Annotated in this window: 13 protein-coding genes and 3 tRNA genes; 11 read left to right on the forward strand and 5 right to left on the reverse strand. The window is 43.2% G+C overall.

The features are described from left to right. The first annotated feature begins 50 nt into the window (after positions 1–50). Positions 51–3,035 carry a glycosyltransferase family 117 protein gene (locus AAA942_RS05195; RefSeq protein ID WP_338219179.1) on the forward strand — a complete coding sequence of 995 codons (2,985 nt, stop codon included), beginning with the start codon at positions 51–53 and terminating at the stop codon, positions 3,033–3,035. A 41-nt stretch (positions 3,036–3,076) separates the two neighbouring features. On the opposite strand, the gene AAA942_RS05200 is transcribed toward AAA942_RS05195, so the two are convergent. Continuing rightward, positions 3,077–3,859: a class I SAM-dependent methyltransferase gene (locus AAA942_RS05200; protein ID WP_338219180.1), complete on the reverse strand. Its 783-nt coding sequence runs from the start codon at positions 3,857–3,859 to the stop codon at positions 3,077–3,079. Positions 3,860–3,919: 60 nt separating this feature from the next. Here AAA942_RS05200 and AAA942_RS05205 point away from each other — a divergent pair, with 60 nt between their 5' ends. The 3 genes from AAA942_RS05205 (at position 3,920) to AAA942_RS05215 (ending at position 7,984) form a co-directional block, all read left to right on the forward strand. Then, complete coding sequence (locus AAA942_RS05205) at positions 3,920–5,149, forward strand: GWxTD domain-containing protein (RefSeq protein WP_338219181.1); 1,230 nt, start codon at positions 3,920–3,922, stop codon at positions 5,147–5,149. Then, positions 5,122–5,898: a 23S rRNA (guanosine(2251)-2'-O)-methyltransferase RlmB gene (gene rlmB / locus AAA942_RS05210; RefSeq protein WP_338219182.1), complete on the forward strand. Its 777-nt coding sequence runs from the start codon at positions 5,122–5,124 to the stop codon at positions 5,896–5,898. Before AAA942_RS05205 ends, rlmB begins: the two co-directional genes overlap by 28 nt. Positions 5,899–6,109: 211 nt before the next feature. After that, positions 6,110–7,984, forward strand: a complete 1,875-nt coding sequence (locus tag AAA942_RS05215) for a tetratricopeptide repeat-containing sensor histidine kinase (RefSeq protein WP_338219183.1) — start codon at positions 6,110–6,112, stop codon at positions 7,982–7,984. Between the two features lie 29 nt (positions 7,985–8,013). On the opposite strand, the gene AAA942_RS05220 is transcribed toward AAA942_RS05215, so the two are convergent. Both AAA942_RS05220 and AAA942_RS05225 read right to left on the reverse strand, forming a co-directional pair. Further along, on the reverse strand, positions 8,014–9,090 hold the full coding sequence (locus AAA942_RS05220) for a mannose-1-phosphate guanylyltransferase (protein ID WP_338219184.1): 1,077 nt from the start codon (positions 9,088–9,090) through the stop codon (positions 8,014–8,016). 7 nt (positions 9,091–9,097) lie between these two features. Further along, positions 9,098–10,066: a KpsF/GutQ family sugar-phosphate isomerase gene (locus tag AAA942_RS05225; protein WP_338219185.1), complete on the reverse strand. Its 969-nt coding sequence runs from the start codon at positions 10,064–10,066 to the stop codon at positions 9,098–9,100. Positions 10,067–10,162: 96 nt separating this feature from the next. On the opposite strand from AAA942_RS05225, the gene recQ reads away from it, so the two are divergent. From recQ to AAA942_RS05245, 4 genes are all read left to right on the forward strand, one after another. After that, positions 10,163–12,340, forward strand: a complete 2,178-nt coding sequence (recQ, locus tag AAA942_RS05230) for a DNA helicase RecQ (RefSeq protein ID WP_338219186.1) — start codon at positions 10,163–10,165, stop codon at positions 12,338–12,340. A 17-nt stretch (positions 12,341–12,357) separates the two neighbouring features. After that, positions 12,358–13,647, forward strand: coding sequence for a phosphoribosylamine--glycine ligase (gene purD, locus AAA942_RS05235; protein ID WP_338219187.1), 1,290 nt, complete (start codon positions 12,358–12,360; stop codon positions 13,645–13,647). 129 nt (positions 13,648–13,776) lie between these two features. Further along, positions 13,777–15,141, forward strand: coding sequence for a regulatory iron-sulfur-containing complex subunit RicT (gene ricT / locus AAA942_RS05240; protein WP_338220023.1), 1,365 nt, complete (start codon positions 13,777–13,779; stop codon positions 15,139–15,141). Beyond that, complete coding sequence (locus tag AAA942_RS05245) at positions 15,134–15,592, forward strand: gliding motility lipoprotein GldH (protein ID WP_338219188.1); 459 nt, start codon at positions 15,134–15,136, stop codon at positions 15,590–15,592. The genes ricT and AAA942_RS05245 overlap by 8 nt, the downstream gene beginning before the upstream one ends. Positions 15,593–15,604: 12 nt before the next feature. Here AAA942_RS05245 and AAA942_RS05250 read toward each other — a convergent pair whose 3' ends face one another. Both AAA942_RS05250 and AAA942_RS05255 read right to left on the reverse strand, forming a co-directional pair. Further along, the gene (locus AAA942_RS05250; RefSeq protein WP_338219189.1) at positions 15,605–16,849 is read right to left on the reverse strand and encodes a PAS domain-containing protein; all 1,245 of its coding nucleotides are present in this window, start codon (positions 16,847–16,849) and stop codon (positions 15,605–15,607) included. 253 nt (positions 16,850–17,102) lie between these two features. Then, positions 17,103–17,375: a hypothetical protein gene (locus AAA942_RS05255; protein ID WP_338219190.1), complete on the reverse strand. Its 273-nt coding sequence runs from the start codon at positions 17,373–17,375 to the stop codon at positions 17,103–17,105. A gap of 211 nt (positions 17,376–17,586) precedes the next feature. Here AAA942_RS05255 and AAA942_RS05260 point away from each other — a divergent pair. The 3 genes from AAA942_RS05260 to AAA942_RS05270 all read left to right on the forward strand — a co-directional run bounded on the left by AAA942_RS05260 (position 17,587) and on the right by AAA942_RS05270 (position 17,932). After that, positions 17,587–17,675 (forward strand) — tRNA-Ser (locus AAA942_RS05260). A gap of 82 nt (positions 17,676–17,757) precedes the next feature. Beyond that, positions 17,758–17,831: transfer RNA gene (locus AAA942_RS05265), tRNA-Pro, on the forward strand. A 19-nt stretch (positions 17,832–17,850) separates the two neighbouring features. Then, positions 17,851–17,932: transfer RNA gene (locus AAA942_RS05270), tRNA-Leu, on the forward strand. The last annotated feature ends 80 nt before the right edge of the window (positions 17,933–18,012 follow it).

Consider the following 18,012-nt stretch of genomic DNA (forward strand, 5'->3'; position numbering starts at 1 on the left):
CTGAATTGGAGTAAAATTTTATATTTTCGCCCGTCTAATTTTCCGATTTAATGCTCAATTACAAGCAGACCAATAATCTAACCGGGTGGATCATTTTTGCTGTTTCCACTTTGGTCTATATCCTCACTGTCGAACAAACCGCCAGTTTCTGGGATCCGGGAGAGTTTATCGCAGTTTCCTATAAGCTTCAGGTCCCTCATCCTCCAGGGGCTCCTTTCATGCTTTTGGTTTATCGCATGTTTGGCTTTTTGGCTATGGGAGACGGACTTCAAGTAGCCTATTGGATGAATATTGGAAGTGCCCTGTTCTCAGGATTTACTATTTTATTCCTGTTTTGGTCAATCACCCTATTCGGCAGAAAAATCTTTGGAATCCAAGACGGACAGGAGTCCAAAGGACAGGTCATCGCCTTGATGGGAGCAGGAATCGTAGGTTCTTTGATTTACACCTTTTCCGATTCTTTCTGGTTTTCTGCGGTGGAATCAGAGGTATATGCCATGTCTTCCTTTTTTACGGCTATTGTAATTTGGGCCTTTTTGAAGTGGGATGTGATCAAAGATCCAAAAGAAGAAAACCGCTGGTTGATTTTCATTGCCTACCTAGTCGGTCTTTCTATAGGCGTACACTTGCTCAATTTGGTCACGCTACCGGCATTGGCGCTGATATATTATTTCAAAAAATACCCCAGCCCGACTCTCAAAGGAGCGTTTTATGCCATGTTTTTGGGAGGAGTAGCGCTGATTATAATCAATAATCTGATCATTCCCGGCCTTCCCTCCTTGGCTGGATCGATGGAGATTTTCTTTGTCAACAGTCTGGGATTGCCTTTTGGGTCTGGAATCGTAGTTTTCATCGCTTTATTTTTGGGGGCTTTGATTTTTGGGATTCGATATTCGATCCAAAAGGCCAAAGTCACCCTGAATACTATTTTACTTTCCTTGGTCTTTATTCTTATCGGATACGGGAGCTACACCTTGATCATCGTGCGGGCCAATCAGGATCCCATCATCAATGAAAACGCTCCCAAAGACATCATCAGCTTTGTCTCTTATCTGAAGCGTGAACAGTATGGGTATCGTCCCCTGCTTCATGGACAATATTTTACTGCTCAGTTGATTGCTCAGGAAGAAGGTGCTCCTATCTACATGAAAGGAAAAGACAAGTATGAGATCGTGGATTATGAACTGAAAAACACCTACGATCCAGAAAAGACGACCATCCTTCCCCGAATCTATTCCACACAGGAAAACCACAAGCGAATCTATCGCTCCAAGCTGGGACTAAGAGAGGGACAAGAACCGACTTTTGGAGACAATATCTATTTCATGCTCAGCCATCAGCTAGGGCATATGTATTGGAGGTATTTCATGTGGAATTTCTCCGGACGAGAAAGCGACTTCACCGATGCTCCCTGGATCAGTCTTTCAGATTCTTTCTCTGACAAATACCCAGATTATATTACCGAAAACAAAGGACACAACAACTATTTCATGCTGCCTCTGATCCTGGGACTGATCGGTCTCTTTTTTCAAGCCAAAAAAGACCCGAGGTTCTTCTACGTAAACCTAATGCTCTTCCTGATGATGGGAGTGGTATTGGTCCTTTACCTGAATTCCCCACCTGTGGAGCCTCGAGAGCGGGATTACATCTACGTTGGTAGCTTCTATGCCTTCGCCATTTGGGCAGGCTTAGGCGTGCTTGGTCTGGCTCATACTTTTGCCAAAATGACCAAAAATCTGGGAATAGGTGGAATCATTGCTACACTACTCACACTACCGGTAGCAGGACTGATGGGTGCCCAAAACTGGGATGATCACAACAGAAAAGGACGTTATTTCTCAGTCGATTCAGCCAGAAATTTCCTTGCCTCCTGCGCACCGAATGCCATCCTCTTCACCGGTGGAGACAATGACACCTTCCCGCTTTGGTATGTGCAGGAAGTAGAAGGATTCCGAACCGATGTTAGGGTGATTGTATTGAGCTATTTTGATACGGACTGGTATGTGGAGCAGATGACCAAAAAAGCCGATGAGTCAGCACCCTTACCATTCTCTCTTTCTCCTGAGCGCTATCAGAAAGGCACCAATGATGTCCTGTATGTCATGGAGCGGGAAAATCTAAATGCCATCTCAGCCCGAGAATATTTGAAGTTGCTGAATTCAGGTTCGGATCTCCTTAAAATGCAAACTGGAGGCAAAAGTGTGGTCAATATGGTTCCTTCCAGAAATCTGATTATGGAAGTGGACAGCAGTTTCTTATGGAACGACGAAATCGTACCGCCTCAGTTCAAGGAACTGTTTGCTCCGCAAATCAACCTTCAAGTCAAAGGCAACTACCTCACCAAGGGAAATATGATGCTGATCGATCTTATCGTCAGCAACAACTGGGAAAGGCCGATTTACTTCAACAATACCTCTCTTTCTACTATCTCGCTGAATATTTCAGATCATGTAGTCATGGAAGGAATGGCATATCGTCTTCTCCCTGTAAGAAAGCCAGAGTACATTAGGGAGGAGTTGGTCAACACGGACATCGCCTATGAGAATTTCATGGAAAAATTCGCTTTCCGAGGCATGAACGACCCCAATGCCTATCTTGATGAAGAATACCGACGATTCGCTTCCAATCACAGAAGTGTAGCGAATAGCATTGCCATGGCTTTACTTGATGAGGACAAGATGGAGGAAGCCGCAGAGGTTCTCAATCGCAATTTGGAGGTCATGCCAAACGAAGCCATTCCATACGATCTGAGTAGCGGACAATCAGTTCCCCTTTTCTTTGAAGTGGGTGAAGACGAAAAGGCTTTGGATATCGTGGAAAAAATATCCAAAAAATCTCTGGACATGATCGAGTTCTACACCACAGAAGATAGGACTTATGATCGGGAAATGATGATCTCCATCGAAATGGTCAAATACTTTATTCCATTGCTTGAGGAAAGAGGCTACCAAGAAGAAGCTCAGAATCTCAAGCTGAGACTGGAAAGCCTGATCGGCACTGAAAGCTCACAACCGGGAATTTTGGAAAGAAGGTAAACAAAAAAGAGTCGGGGTTTTCCCGACTCTTTTTGCTTTTATCATTCTTCTTTTTTCCAGAGGATATAAAACAAGTCCAACCCTTTTTCCGGATTGTCTACAAGTGGATAGTCCTCGTGGGAAATACTCACTACAGAATCCCCTTGCTGCCGATGCAATCTATTTCTATTGAAACGATTAAGAATCTCATACGGCATTCTCAATACCCATGCAGGGAGTCGATGCTGTAAATCCAATACGTCAAAGCGCATGATTTTTTGAACGGATTTTCGATTGGCTTCATGATAATCCCACACTTTTTGATTTCCCCCTATCCCATTGGCCTCTACCCGGTCAAATACTCCGGAAGATAAATCGATTAGTTCCTGAGGTAGATACTCTCTCACATGCCAGGGATTTCGCGAAAGCGTATGGGTATTGTTTGGGGTAGAAATAATCGCCTTTCCTCCCGGTTTCAGCATCCGGTAGATTTCTTCAAGAAAAAGCCGGTCATCCTCAATGTGCTCGATGACCTGAAAACTCACAATAGTATCATAGCTTTCGTCCTTAAATCCTTTGAAAGGCGGAATCACTGCCTGCCTGAAGTCCACCCCGGGATATTTGCCCTGCAGCATGGTGATCACTTCTCCGATTTTGTCCAGACCCAAATAGCTTTTGGCCAGTGGAAGTAATTCATCCACGCCCCTGCCCTCTCCGCAGCCGATTTCCAGCAAGTCCCCACTGATCCATGGCTTGGCTGCAAGGTAGGCTTTCAATAAGCGTTGATGAATAGGGTTATCGCTTATCAACTTATCCGATGCTATTTCCGTTGTGTAGGTAGCCATTTGAAAATTTAGTATTTTGGCAAAAGTAAGGCTAATTTTTAAAACCTGAACTTGTACCCAATGAATCGAAAACCCCTCTTATTCATCCTTATCCTATTTATTTTTTCACCGTTTATAGCTACAGCACAGAAAACCCTATCGACTCTTGACCAGTCCTTGAGGTATTCTCTTTATTCCCGATTGGGCCTGAAGATCCTTCCAGTCCAAGTCTCCGACACCACGTTTAAGGTTCAGTTTGTAATCGAAAAGATTGAGGAAAATCCGGATTTCAATGCTTTCAGCTTCAGCTACTCCCTTTTGAACTCCTACGATGAAGAAATCACTCCTGAAAAAATCAACCTGCTTACCGACGGGGATTTGGTGACAGATACGGATAGGCATTGGTTCTTTGAAAAAACAGTAACCATCAACCCCTCCTCTCAGGTAGCTGTAGTGCTGCTATCTGCTTTGGACACCCGGCAAGGAGATGAATATGTGTACCATACCGATCTGAAAAGTCCATTTGTATCGTCAATTCCTGACTTTGGAATTTACTTTTCCAATGAAGTCCCCTTCGACCAGAATTACATCAATGTGAATGAATCCATTCTGTTCAAATCAGTGAGACGCCCAAGCATTCACAGCTTTTACTATCCGATCAAATTTGATGTACCTTTTCCTCCCATGGAAACCCGTCCTGCGGATGTACCCAAAGAACTGGAAGTGATCAATCAGGGTGATTTTTTTGCCAACACTCCGAGAGAAATCAGGGAAGAAGGCTACTTCTTCTTCCAGACAGATACTCTGGCGCCTACCGGCATTCTTATGAAATCCTCCCACGATGCCTTCCCGAAAGTCAAAGACTGGGACGAAATGATCCAGATGGTCACCTATATTTCCACCCGAAAAGAACATGAAACCCTTCTCCTTGCATCAGATAAGAAAAAAGCATTGGATGAATATTGGATCACGCTTACCCGAAATCCGGAAACAGCCAAGGAGCTGATTCGCAATTACTTCCGAATGGTCGAGTTTGCAAATATTCTGTTTACCGATTTTAAGGAAGGCTGGAAAACCGACCGAGGAATGGTTTATATCGTCATGGGACCACCACAAGAAGTCAACTTTTCCATAGATAGGGAGGTTTGGACATACGCCGGCATGGATGCTTCCTCGAAAATTAAGTTTACTTTTGTCCGGTCAAAAACTCTTTTGACCCCACATTTCTACACCTTGAACCGATCCAGAGCTTACCAGCCGATTTGGTTCAAAAACATTTCCCAATGGAGAAGCGGAAGGATGGCTTTCTGATAGACAAAGGAGCCCACGACAAGGATTTTATTTTTGGAACCCGAGCCGTCATGGAGGCCATCCATGCAGGTAAGGAAATCGATAAGGCGCTTGTCCAAAAAGAACTCAACAACGATCTGATCAAGGAATTGCTTCAGCTCTGTAAAAGCGCAGGCATTCCTGTGGTCCGTGTGCCTGAAGCCAAGCTGAACCGTATCACCCGCAAAAATCATCAGGGGGTCATAGCCCAGATGTCTGCCATCGAATATGCTTCCTTGGATCATGTCATCGACTCATGCTATGCTGAAGGTAAAGCACCTTTCATTCTGGTTTTGGATCATATCACTGACGTGAGAAACTTCGGAGCCATTGCTAGAACAGCCGAGTGTGCCGGAGTAGATGCGATTGTGATTCCAGAGAGAGGAAGTGCCCAGATCAACTCCGATGCAGTGAAGACATCTGCGGGAGCACTGAATTTCCTGCCAGTCGCCAGAGTAAAAAACCTGTTTTATGCTTGTCGGGATCTTCAGAAAATGGGATTGGCCTTGGTCGCGGTCACAGAGAAAACTGATCAAATCATGTATGAAGCCGACTTGTCCTCCCCTGTTGCCCTAGTCTTGGGATCCGAGGAAGATGGTATCTCCCAAGAAATCATGGGAATTGTGGACCAAAAAGTAAAGATTCCTATGGCGGGAAAAATAGAAAGCCTCAATGTCTCTGTTTCGGCTGGAGTGGCGATCTATGAAGTCATCCGGCAGAGAAAAAAGTAATTGGCTCAAAGCCATTTGGAAAGCAAATCCTAATTTTTCCAACTTCCTAATCCTGAATCAATCCTGTCTTTTTACGTAGACCTATCAAAAGAGAGGATTTGTCTATATTTTTTGTTTTTCAGCTGGGTTTATTCTTCTGGTATTATTTCAAGTAAAACTTGTTCTGCTTTCAATTTTGGCTATTTTTCGGGGATAATAACTGCTCTAAACCATGTTGACTACCCTATTTTGGATTGTTTTCACTTTTCTCCAACAACCCCTAGAAAAAGCGAAAGAACTCTATCAACAGCGAAAATATGATAGCGTAATCCAGGTAGCCAGCTCCATTCGGGAAGATTCATATGATAAGCTCAATCTTATCGGAAGCAGCCATTTTATTTTGGGACAGTATGATAGTTCCATTTATTATTTCCAGGAAGTATTAAATATGGAAGACATTTCCATACCCGACCAGGTTAACTCTCTAAATCGACTGGGGCAATCTTACCAACGCTTGGGGGAATTCGATGTATGCCTTGAATATCTTTTCGAAGCCTTGAGAATTCAGGAAGCTGAAGTCTCAAAGGAAAAAAATGAAGACAACCTAATCCTCCTGTCCAGAATTCAGCTTTCGATCGGAACCGTATTGGACGAAATCGGTGACTCTGACCGTGCAATCAGCTATTACAAAAACACCCTTGCAACCCGAAAAGAACTTCAGGATTCCTTGGGCATGGCAAGGGTTTTCAATAATCTCGGGATCGTTTACAAAAATGCCCTGAAGTATGACTCCGCCCTGATCCACTATAAGCAAGGGCTGGAATTACTCCCCAATTCCAATCCCAACCTGACTGTACAGTGGCAACTGATCACCAATTTGGGAAATCTGTATAAGCGGATGGAGAAAAACGAAGATGCCAAAACCGCCCTCACTCAGGCAGTAAGGCTCTCCGAAAAACTGAATAACTCCACCATTCAAAGTGACAGTCACTTGAATTTGGCATCTTTTTGGCAATCGGTTGGCAATTTCAGAGAATCAGAAAAAAACCTCTTGCAGGCTTTGGATCTCTCTTCCGAAACAGGAAATACCTATGAGCTCTATGATATCAGGAAAAATTTAGCCGATTTGTATGAAAGCTGGGACAAAAAGGCCCTAGCATACGATCAGTTGGTTCTAGCCAATCAGTATCGGGACAGCCTATTTCAGGAGGAAAAAGAAAAAGCTATTGCAGAAACATTGATCCAATACGAAACCGAAAAAAAGGAACAGCAAATCGCCTTGCAAAACGCCCAACTTGCCCAGCAAGAGGTGATCAATCAGCGAAATTACCTGATCATCTTTGCCTTGGTAATTTTTGTATTGCTGCTCGTTTACTTAGGCATTTTGATCCGCAACAGAGCGACAAAGCAGCAGGAGATCTTAAAGAAAGAAGCTGAAATTCAGCTGCAAGAAGCCGAATTGAAGGCCACAGTTCAGTCTCAGGAGCAGGAAAGGAAGCGCTTTGCGCAGGATCTTCACGATGGGCTCGGACAGATGATCACCGTGCTCCTGCTCAATATCAAGTCGTTGGAAGCGAGAATATTGGACGAAAACAATATTTTCCAGTCCTCGACTCAAATCTTAGAGGGAATGTATGATGAGTTGAAGGCGATATGTTTCAATCTAATGCCGGACACCCTGATTCGATTTGGGATAGAAGCAGGAATCCGTGAATTTGCCCAGAAAATCAATGATACAGGAAAAGTCAGCATTCAAGTCAAAACAGCCGGCTTAAGCGAAAGATTGGGCGATATTCAAGAGGTTTCTCTCTACCGATTGGCTCAGGAGTGGATCAATAATATCATCAAATATTCTGATGCAGACCAAATCGAGGTGGTGTTGGAAAAAGACTGGGACAGGCTACTGTTCCAAATCAGGGATAACGGATCAGGATTTGACCTGAATCAACTCAAAAAAGGAAAAGGCAACGGGTGGAGAAACATGAATTCCAGAGCGAAAATTCTAAAAGGAGATTTACAAATTTTCAGCTCACCTAATAAGCGGGGCACCGTCTTGAAACTAGAATCAATCCTGGAAGATAACTTGATATTGGAACCTCAGTATTAGGTCAGTAATCTACTTATAGCCCAAAATAATCAGACGAAATCCTCTCCCCTTTTGCGGGCATTACTGACAAACTCCCTGAACTTTTTCTCAGAATCAAGTTTGCAGATCAAAAGCACGTTCTCCGTATCATTGATGAGGTAGTTTTCCAAGCCTTGGACAACCACCAATTTTTCCGAATCGGATTTGATATAGGAATGATGGGTGTCAAAGAGCATTCCATTGGCTTCCACGACATTGTCGTGTTCATCTTTCTCCCGGATCTCATGGAGACTTCTCCAGGAGCCCAAATCAGACCAGCCAAAATCCCCCAAGACCACATAGACCTGATTTGATTTTTCGAGGATTCCATAGTCAATAGAGATGTTTTTTACCAGAGTGTATGCACGATTCAAAAATTCCTCTTCCGAAGCTTTACCAAAGTGATCCATCCCTTCTTCAAAAACCTCAGCCACATCAGGCATATGAACTTTGAAGGCATCAATGAGACTTTTCACCTTCCAGACAAACATCCCTGAGTTCCAGACAAAATCCCCACTTTCAAAAAAGGCTTTGGCAAGCTTGGAATTAGGCTTCTCGGTGAAAGTTTTCACCTTCTGAGCTGGGCCTTGCTGAATATCCTCATGGTATTGAATGTAGCCATACCCCGTTTCAGGCCGATTGGGCTTTATGCCGATCGTAATTAAATGCCCCTCTTCCTGTGCGGCATCAAGGGCTTTTTTGATGGATTCCAGAAATCTGTTTTCTCGAAGAATCAAGTGATCTGCAGGAGTCACAATCAAAGTAGCCTCAGGATCCAAGGCATGGATTTTATAGGCAGAATAGGCGATGCAATTCGCCGTGTTTTTCTGAAGAGGTTCACACAGGATTTGATCCGATTTCAATTCAGGAAGTTGGTCAAGGACTAAATTGAAGTAGTTTTTGTGTGTCACAATCAGAAATCGCTCTGGATCCGCTACTTCGCGGAAGCGATCATAGGTCATTTGCAAAAGCGTCCTACCCGTGCCGAGGATATCCAAAAACTGCTTGGGTTTGCTTTTTCTACTGTAAGGCCAAAATCGGGTCCCGATTCCCCCGGCCATGATTACGATATAGGGCTTTTGCTTCATGCTTGGATTAAACAATTCCTTCTTTCATAAGATCATGAATATGGATAAATCCTGCGATTTTACCCTGATCCAAAGCAACCAATTGCGTGATATTGTGATTACGCATCAAATTAAGCGCTCGAATGGCAAACTCATCCGCATCAATGGTTTTTGGGTTGACGGTCATGATATCCCGGGCTTTAAGATTGGCAATGTCCAGACTTTTCTGAAGCATTCTCCTCAAATCTCCGTCAGTGATTATGCCTTTGAGATTTCCCGCAATATCCAATACGGCAGTGGCGCCTAAACGTTTACCGGATATTTCGACAATCACTTTGGCAAGTCCGGCATCTTCAGATACAACGGGTATTTGGGCTTTGGACAAAAGATCGCTCACTTTGAGGTAAAGCTGCTTGCCCAAAGATCCTCCGGGATGATATTTGGCAAAATCATCTGAGGTAAACCCTCTGGCTTCCAATAAGCATACAGCCAAGGCATCGCCTAAGGCTAAATGAACAGTAGTACTCGTAGTCGGAGCCAGGTTGTGCGGACAAGCCTCCTCTCCTATGGTGGCATTAAGTACAAAATCCGCCTGATCTGCCAGATAAGAATCTATATTGGAGACCAAAGCAACCAGAACAGAACCCAATTTCTTGAGTAAGGGAACAAGTACTTTTATTTCTGGTGTATTTCCGGATTTGGAGATACAAATGACCACGTCATCCTGCTGCACCATCCCCAAATCACCATGGATGGCATCGGCAGCATGCATAAAAAGGGCAGGTGTGCCGGTTGAGTTTAGCGTAGCCACAATTTTATTGGCAATGATGGCACTTTTACCTACACCGGTCACCACTACGCGTCCTTTTGTGGCTAAAATCCGCTCCACGCATGCTTCAAAATCACCATTCAAAAAATCTACTACACCCAAAATCGCATTTGCCTCATTTTGCAAAACCCGGGAGGCAGTATTTCTAATATTTTTAGCTAAATTCAATTTTACCTGCGTTTATCATTAATTTTGTACAAAGGTAAAAAACTAATCAATCAATCCTGTTTACTGGGATTATAACCTTACTAGCCCTTTCTTCAAGTGGAGGAAAAAGTCAAAGCAGACCTTAAGAAAATCTTCGGATTCAGTCAGTTTCGTGGGAATCAAGAGCCCATTGTGGACAATCTCCTGAATCGGAGAAACACCTTTGTCATAATGCCTACCGGGGCAGGAAAGTCCCTTTGCTACCAGCTTCCTGCAGTGGTCAATGAGGGTACGGCCATCGTGATTTCTCCTTTGATTGCCTTGATGAAAAATCAGGTGGATCAATTGAATGCAGTAGGGGTAAATGCCCACTTTCTCAACTCCACGCTGACCAAAGCTGAGGCGACTAAAGTCAAAAACGAGGTATTGAAAGGGAAAACCAAGCTGCTCTATGTGGCTCCAGAATCCCTGACCAAAGAAGAAAATATTGCCTTTCTGAAGTCAGCAAAGCTGAGCTTTGTAGCCATTGATGAGGCTCATTGTATTTCTGAATGGGGCCATGATTTCAGACCGGAATACCGAAAGATCAAATCGATCGTAGCGCAGATTGCTCCCAATCTTCCGATTATCGCACTCACTGCCACAGCCACTCCAAAGGTACAGCAGGATATTCAGAGGAATCTTCAGATGGAAGAGGCGGATGTATTCAAGTCTTCCTTCAATCGGACCAATCTCTTCTATGAGGTTCGCCCCAAAGTGAAGAATGAAAGCAAAAAGGCGCTGATCAAATTCATCAAGCAGCACAAGGGGAAATCCGGAATCATTTATTGCCTCAGTAGAAAAAAAGTAGAGGAAATTGCTGAGCTACTGAAAGTCAACCAAGTCAATGCTGCACCTTACCATGCGGGGCTTGACTCAGCTGTCCGGATCAAAACTCAGGATGATTTCCTAAACGAAGAACTCGATGTCATCGTAGCCACCATCGCTTTTGGGATGGGGATTGATAAGCCTGACGTCCGATACGTGATCCACTACGATGTTCCAAAATCTCTCGAAGGCTATTATCAGGAGACTGGAAGAGCAGGTCGTGACGGGCTTGAAGGACACTGTCTGATGTTTTACCGCTTTGAGGACATCATCAAGCTGGACAAATTCAATAAAGACAAAGCAGTAACCGAACGGGAAAACGCCAAATTGCTCCTTCAGGAGATGGCTGCTTATGCAGAGACAGGCGTCTGCAGAAGAAAATTTATTCTCAATTATTTCGGGGAAATGATGGAGGAAGATTGCGGATTCTGTGACAACTGCAAAAGAGAAAGAGAAACCTTCGAGGGAATGGAGTTTTTGCTTAAAGCCCTTCAAGCAGTGCAGCAGACCAAGGAGCGATTTAACCTTACCCATTTGGTTAAAGTCATTCGTGGAGAAATGGACGAATATGTGTCCAGCTATAAGCATGACCTCCTGCCTGTTTTTGGTCAGGGCAAGGAAGAAGAGGAAAAACATTGGATATCCATTATCAGACAGGCCATGATTTTGGCTTTCTTGGAAAAAGATATTGAAAACTATGGTGTCCTCAAATTAACCCAAAAGGGTCAGGAATACATGGATTCTCCGTTTTCGGTGGACCTCTACAAGGATCATGATTTTGAAAAGCTAACTGAGGAAGAAACTCAGGAAGTCACCGTATCTACGGGTCCGGCGTACGATGAAAAGCTTTTCGAATTGCTCAAAGCAGAGCGAAAAAAAGTAGCCCGGGCAAAAGGGCTTCCTCCATACGTCATCTTTCAGGACCCCTCTTTGGAAGAAATGGCAACTGTCTACCCCACCACACGTGAGGAACTCGCCCAGATCAATGGAGTGGGCATGGGAAAAGTGGCAAAATTTGGAGCATCTTTCCTCAAAGTAATTGCAAACTATGTAGAGGAAAACGAGATCGAAACCGCATCTGATGTCGTAGTAAAAACATCCGGCAATAGATCCAAAGTAAAAATCTCCATTATCCAGCAGATTGACCGCAAAATCGACCTGGATGAGATTGCCGAAAATCTCAATATTTCCATGGATGAACTACTCCAAGAAGTGGAGCAGATTATCTACAGCGGTACCAAACTCAACATCGATTACTACATTCACCACATCATGGATGAGGAGCGAGAGGAGATTCTCCATGACTACTTTATGAATGCAGAAACCGATCACATCAAAACGGCACTGGAAGAACTGAGTGACGAAGACTTCGCTGAAGACGAGTTGAGAGTCTATCGGATCAAGTTTATTTCCCAGCATGCAAATTAAATAACCGAAACGATTAAATGAATATACTCTTATTGGGTAGCGGAGGACGAGAGCATGCCTTCGCTTGGAAAATGGCACAAAGTCCCCAATGCTCCAGACTTTTTGTGGCACCAGGCAATGCAGGTACAGCAGAGATTGCTGAAAATGTAGCTATTTCTGCCACAGACTTCCCAGCCTTGCACCAATTCATATTAAATGAAAAGATAGACCTTGTTGTCGTAGGCCCGGAAGAGCCTTTGGTCAAAGGATTGGTGGACTATCTTCGATCACAGCCCGATACGTCTAAGCTTCCAGTGGTCGGTCCCTGCAGCTTGGGAGCGACATTGGAGGGCAGTAAAGACTTCTCCAAGCGATTCATGCTCAGAAACGGTGTCCCCACGGCCGCCTATGAAACTTTCACCCCAGACCAAATCGAAAGCGGTCTTGCCTATCTGGAAAATCAATCTCTTCCTATTGTACTCAAAGCCGATGGATTGGCAGCTGGAAAAGGGGTGTTGATCTGTCAGACTCTGGAAGAAGCCAAATCTTCCCTGAAGGAAATGCTTTTGGAGGCGAAGTTTGGTGAGGCCTCTTCCAAAGTGGTCGTTGAAGAATTTCTGACAGGAATAGAACTATCCGTATTTGTTGCCACCGATGGCAAAAGCTATAAAATTCTGCCGGAAGCCAAGGATTACAAAAGAATCGGTGAGGGGGATACTGGATTGAATACCGGAGGAATGGGTGCAGTGAGTCCTGTGATTTTTGCGGACGAAGCCTTCATGAAAAAAGTAGAAGAGCGCATCGTAAAACCGACCATCGACGGATTAGCCAAGGAAAATATCGATTACAAAGGCTTTCTTTTCATCGGTTTGATGAATAAAAACGGAGATCCTTATGTGATTGAATACAACGTGAGAATGGGAGACCCCGAAACCGAAGCTGTTCTTCCCAGAATCGAGAGCGATTTCCTTGAAATGCTCCATGCAATGGGCCAAGGAAATCTTGATCAATACCAATTGGAAATTTCTCCGGATTATTCCACCACAGTGGTCATGGTCTCCGGAGGTTACCCCGGTTCATATTCAAAAGGATTCCCCATTTCTATTCCAGAGGGAGAGACAAAAGGGATTATTTTCCATGCAGGTACAGCAAGGAATTCGGAAGGAAAGCTTACCAATCAAGGTGGCCGTGTCCTTGCTGTGACGGGAAAAGGCAATACCTTGGAAGAGGCTTTAAATAATGCCTACTCCACCACCCAATCCATTTCCTGGAACCAAGTCTACTTCAGAAAAGACATCGGTCAGGATATTTTGAAATTGATAAAATAAACCCAAAACTAAACGAGGCAAAAGCCCTGAATATAAATTATGTCTGGATGCAGTACTTGCTCTACCTCATCAGGAGGGACTGGAGGATGCCAAAACAATGGCACCTGCGGCACAAGCGATTGTAATAAAATGAATTCTTTCGACTGGCTTTCCCATCTGGGAATACCCCAGGTCGATAATTTTGATATTGTTGAGGTGAAATTCAAAGGAGGAAGAAAGGAATACTTCCGAAACGTAGATTACCTCTCTCTCAATACCGGTGACCCGGTTGTAGTGGATGTGCCAAGCGGTCATCATATTGGCTATGTATCCCTTCAGGGAGAATTGGTCCGCCTACAGATGCAAAAAAGGAAAATTCGAAATGATGACAACATCACAAGGATTTACCGGTTGGCCAATGAAAAAGACATCGAAAAATGGGAAGAAGCCAAAAACCGGGAAATTCCCACACTCTATCGATGCAAGCAAATCGTAGATGAGCTTGGTTTGCAAATGAAAATGTCTGATGTGGAGTACCAAGCCGACAATTCAAAGGCTACTTTTTACTATTCCGCAGAAGACCGGGTGGATTTCAGAGAATTGATCAAAGTATTGGCCGGAGAGTTTAAGATCCGTGTAGAAATGAGACAAATCAGTCTCAGACAAGAGGCCGGGAGACTTGGAGGAATCGGTGTCTGCGGACGGGAACTTTGCTGTTCCACCTGGCTGGTCGATTTCAAAAATGTCACTACTTCCGCTGCCCGATATCAAAACCTGTCCTTAAACCCAAGCAAGCTAAGCGGACAATGCGGAAGATTGAAATGCTGCCTCAACTATGAGCTGGACACCTACATGGATGCGATCAAAGATATTCCATCCATTGATCGTCCTCTACAGACTGAACAGGGCCCTGCCAAACTCCAAAAAACAGACATCTTCAGAAAATTGATGTGGTTTAGCTACAATAATGACAACGATTGGCACAGCATCACCTGTGAACGGGTTAAGGAGATTCAGGCAATCAACGAAAAGGGGTTGAAGGTATTCAACCTGCAAGTAGACAAGGCAGATGAATTGGAAGACCTTGCTGCCCAGTCTACTCGGGAATTGGAATTGTTGGACAAAAAATTCGCAAAAAAGAAAAAGAAGAAAAAGAAACGGAGCAAGGACACCCGACCTTCAGAAGCAGAACAAAAACCCGTTTCTCAACAGGGACAAGGATCCAAATCCAATCGTCCTAATGAAGAATCGAATCCTTCTGATATTTCAAGACGCCCTAGGGCAGATTTTCAGGAGAAAAACCCATCTTCAAATCCACAGCCTAACAGGGAAAACCGTAGGAAAAAGAAGCCCAGAAGCAGGCCCAATCCCAATCAAAAGCCTAATAACTTCAACCAGCAGGGGGCAGAACCAAAAAACACTCCTTCCGCTCAAGGGGAGAATCCTCAGGAGCAGAAAAAAAGGAAATTTCCCCCAAGGAGAAACCAAAATCCAAATAAAGGTAGTAATGAATAAGTATTTGTGGTCAGGTTTGATTTCCTTGACTATTCTGCTTTCCTCTTGTGGAGGAGATCGCCTATATGAAGAATTTCAATCTATTGAAGGAAGTTCTTGGCAAGTCACCGATACGCTTTCCTATGAGATTGGCTCACTAGGTACCGAGAAAAGAACTGATTTGATTGCAGTCAGATATTCTGATTCCTATCCATTCTCTAATCTTTATGTTCGTCTTCTCATGGAGGACTCCTCCATGAGCATTCTAACAAACAAACTGATCAATATCCCTCTTTTTGACAGCAAAAGCGGCAAACCTTTGGGGAGAGGCTTTGGGAATACCTACACTAAATATGACACGCTTCCACTTTCGTTTCCCGAAGAAACTGTTCGGGTGAAACTTGTCCAATACATGAGAAAAGAAGACGTGAAAGGAATCGAAGCTTTAGGAATTAAGATTTTAAAAAATTAAGCCCACCAAAATTTAAAGATTACTGGTCTTTTTTGCGTGCTCCCTGATTTTTTGGTCCAAATCCTCAGCCAATGGCTTTAAATAGCTAATCAATTTCTTATTCTCCTCATTGAGGGACTGAAAATCAATTAAATCCAATATTCCAAGCATGCTCGATAGAGGCCCTCGAAGTATGTGAGAGGGCTGCAAAGCAAGTTTTCTTAATTTTTCATTTTCCTGATTAAGTCTCAAAACCTGATTTTGGAAGGTGGAATTATTCCAAATGTGAATAAATACCCCTTGAATCTCCCCATCAGTTTCAAAAACCGGGTTGACCGTCACATCCCAAAACAACGCTTCGTTCTTGGATGAAAATCTCCTTATTTCAAATAAAGAAGGTTTTCCCGCTAAAGATTCTTTGATCGCACGCTTGAGCTTTAATCCATCACTTGAACTGCCCAGCCATCCAAAATCTCCTTCTTCAATCCAAGAATTGCCAAAAAGGAGCTCAGACAATTCCGAAGCAGAGCGATTTTGTTGGATCAATGAGGAATCCTTATCTAAAATAAAGACTGCTCCTGGAATCAAATTAATTTCCTTTTCTGAAAAGACACGTTTAGAAAAACCCTCAACAGGTTTCTTTTCTTTTGGTCCCATGAAAAAGTGAAACTCCGAACCTGATTTGGATAGTAATCCTGCAAATTCTTTCTGGTTCCCAATAAAGGTAAAGAAGACTGGGTTTTCTCCTTCAAGCAATTTTTGAAGGCTACAGAACAAATTTGGATCATCTCCAAATTCCATAGTTTGCAAAATATCTTTATTCCTCCAGTTCATTCCAGCCTTGCAAAACCAAGTTTCTACTCTAGCATCCCAAGATGTAATTCTAAGCCTACTATCCAAAACTACTTTCCCGAATCCCAAAACATCCACCAAATTGTCCCAAGGCATTTCATCTTCCAAAAGCTGAAGACCAACTCCAATCCCAATAACTGATGAAATATCACCTTCCGGAGTCGTCACAACTGAAAATTCCCACCAGATTTGGGAAAAGGAGTTTTGATTTCCATGGGGATGTTCAAGCATTAGGTGACGTCGGATTTTTGGAGCCCCTAGCATTAGCTCCAGAGAATAGCAAAATTCTTCGGCTGTGTCTAAGGACAAAAAATTCCAAAACTCCTTATTTGTAGAATTTGGAGCTATTTTTTCATAAAGCCCATTCGATTTCAAGACTTTTCCCTCTACGTCCATAATGACGAAAAAGAAATGTCCGGAATTCATAAGGGATTCAGGAATGAGATTTTCTATGTTCTCAGTACAAATCAAGGCAATAAATCAGGGTGACGGACGAAATATGGCTAAAAAAATTTTAATAATAAAAAGCAATTATTCTAAAAATATTATATCATTTTTTGCCTCAAATCAAAATTATATTTTACAATCGAAAAAAAGTCGTTTTGTAGATGAAAAATGTTTTTGATCAAAAACAAGGGATAAAAACGCGGAAAAATAATTTTTTGAGAAAATCGAAAATTTACGAGAGGTGTGTGACTGCCTGAAGATTATCTGGTGTCAGAGGAAAATTGGAATAGTCTACTTCCTTAACCAAGAGGATCAAAGTGTGGGCAAAATCCTGCTTGCAGGTTTTAGTCAAAAAGGGCATATCACTGAAAGTCAGAGAATGGTGCACGGATGAGCCGAAGAGACGTTGAAGCTGCTCGGCATTGTCAGAGTAAACCATAAGACATCCATCACAATCTGATGAAGATTCAATTAAAAATTTGGCACTCAAAGTTTGAATAATCATAATAAAACTGGTTTATGCAATAAAAGTAGAACAGATAGCGGATAAAAAAATACCCACTACTGGGTATTTTAATTTTTTCAAAAAAATTTCTCTTGATTTTCAAGGCTTTAAACTTGCCATGGGTAAAGATATCTCCAATTTTTTAGAGCTCTTGTTTAAATCTTCTCAATTGGCTTATATTTGCATCACTTTGGCGAAAGGCCAATGGGAAAGAGAGTTGGGTGAGTGGCTTAAACCAGCAGTTTGCTAAACTGTCGTACGGGTCAAACCGTACCGGGGGTTCGAATCCCCCACTCTCTGCAATGAATTTGGATTCCAAAACGATTCCGAAAAAATTACCGCCTGAGGCATATGGCCTTAATCCAAAAGATTTATTAAAGTTCGGGGTGTAGCGTAGCCCGGTATCGCGCCACATTTGGGATGTGGAGGTCGTAGGTTCGAATCCTGCCACCCCGACTTAGTTTTATTTACACTTGCGCATGTGGCGAAATTGGTAGACGCACTGTCTTCAGGCGGCAGCGCCTTCGGGTGTGGAAGTTCGAATCTTCTCATGCGCACGTAACACCTCTCAGGAACTCTGGGAGGTTTTTTTATGCCCAAATCCGATTTTTATCAGTTACTTGATTTTACGTCCAAT

Origin of the sequence: Algoriphagus sp. oki45 (genome assembly GCF_036245605.1) — a bacterium.
In the GTDB taxonomy this organism is placed as follows: Bacteria; Bacteroidota; Bacteroidia; order Cytophagales; family Cyclobacteriaceae; genus Algoriphagus.

Excerpts from the sequence above, each read along its gene's own strand:
- AAA942_RS05195 (WP_338219179.1), top strand. The coding sequence starts at position 51 with ATGCTCAATTACAAGCAGACCAATAATCTAACCGGGTGGATCATTTTT.
- AAA942_RS05200 (WP_338219180.1), bottom strand. The coding sequence starts at position 3,859 with ATGGCTACCTACACAACGGAAATAGCATCGGATAAGTTGATAAGCGAT.
- AAA942_RS05205 (WP_338219181.1), top strand. The coding sequence starts at position 3,920 with ATGAATCGAAAACCCCTCTTATTCATCCTTATCCTATTTATTTTTTCA.
- rlmB (WP_338219182.1), top strand. The coding sequence starts at position 5,122 with ATGGAGAAGCGGAAGGATGGCTTTCTGATAGACAAAGGAGCCCACGAC.
- AAA942_RS05215 (WP_338219183.1), top strand. The coding sequence starts at position 6,110 with ATGTTGACTACCCTATTTTGGATTGTTTTCACTTTTCTCCAACAACCC.
- AAA942_RS05220 (WP_338219184.1), bottom strand. The coding sequence starts at position 9,090 with ATGAAGCAAAAGCCCTATATCGTAATCATGGCCGGGGGAATCGGGACC.
- purD (WP_338219187.1), top strand. The coding sequence starts at position 12,358 with ATGAATATACTCTTATTGGGTAGCGGAGGACGAGAGCATGCCTTCGCT.
- ricT (WP_338220023.1), top strand. The coding sequence starts at position 13,777 with ATGAATTCTTTCGACTGGCTTTCCCATCTGGGAATACCCCAGGTCGAT.
- AAA942_RS05245 (WP_338219188.1), top strand. The coding sequence starts at position 15,134 with ATGAATAAGTATTTGTGGTCAGGTTTGATTTCCTTGACTATTCTGCTT.
- AAA942_RS05250 (WP_338219189.1), bottom strand. The coding sequence starts at position 16,849 with ATGAATTCCGGACATTTCTTTTTCGTCATTATGGACGTAGAGGGAAAA.
- AAA942_RS05255 (WP_338219190.1), bottom strand. The coding sequence starts at position 17,375 with ATGATTATTCAAACTTTGAGTGCCAAATTTTTAATTGAATCTTCATCA.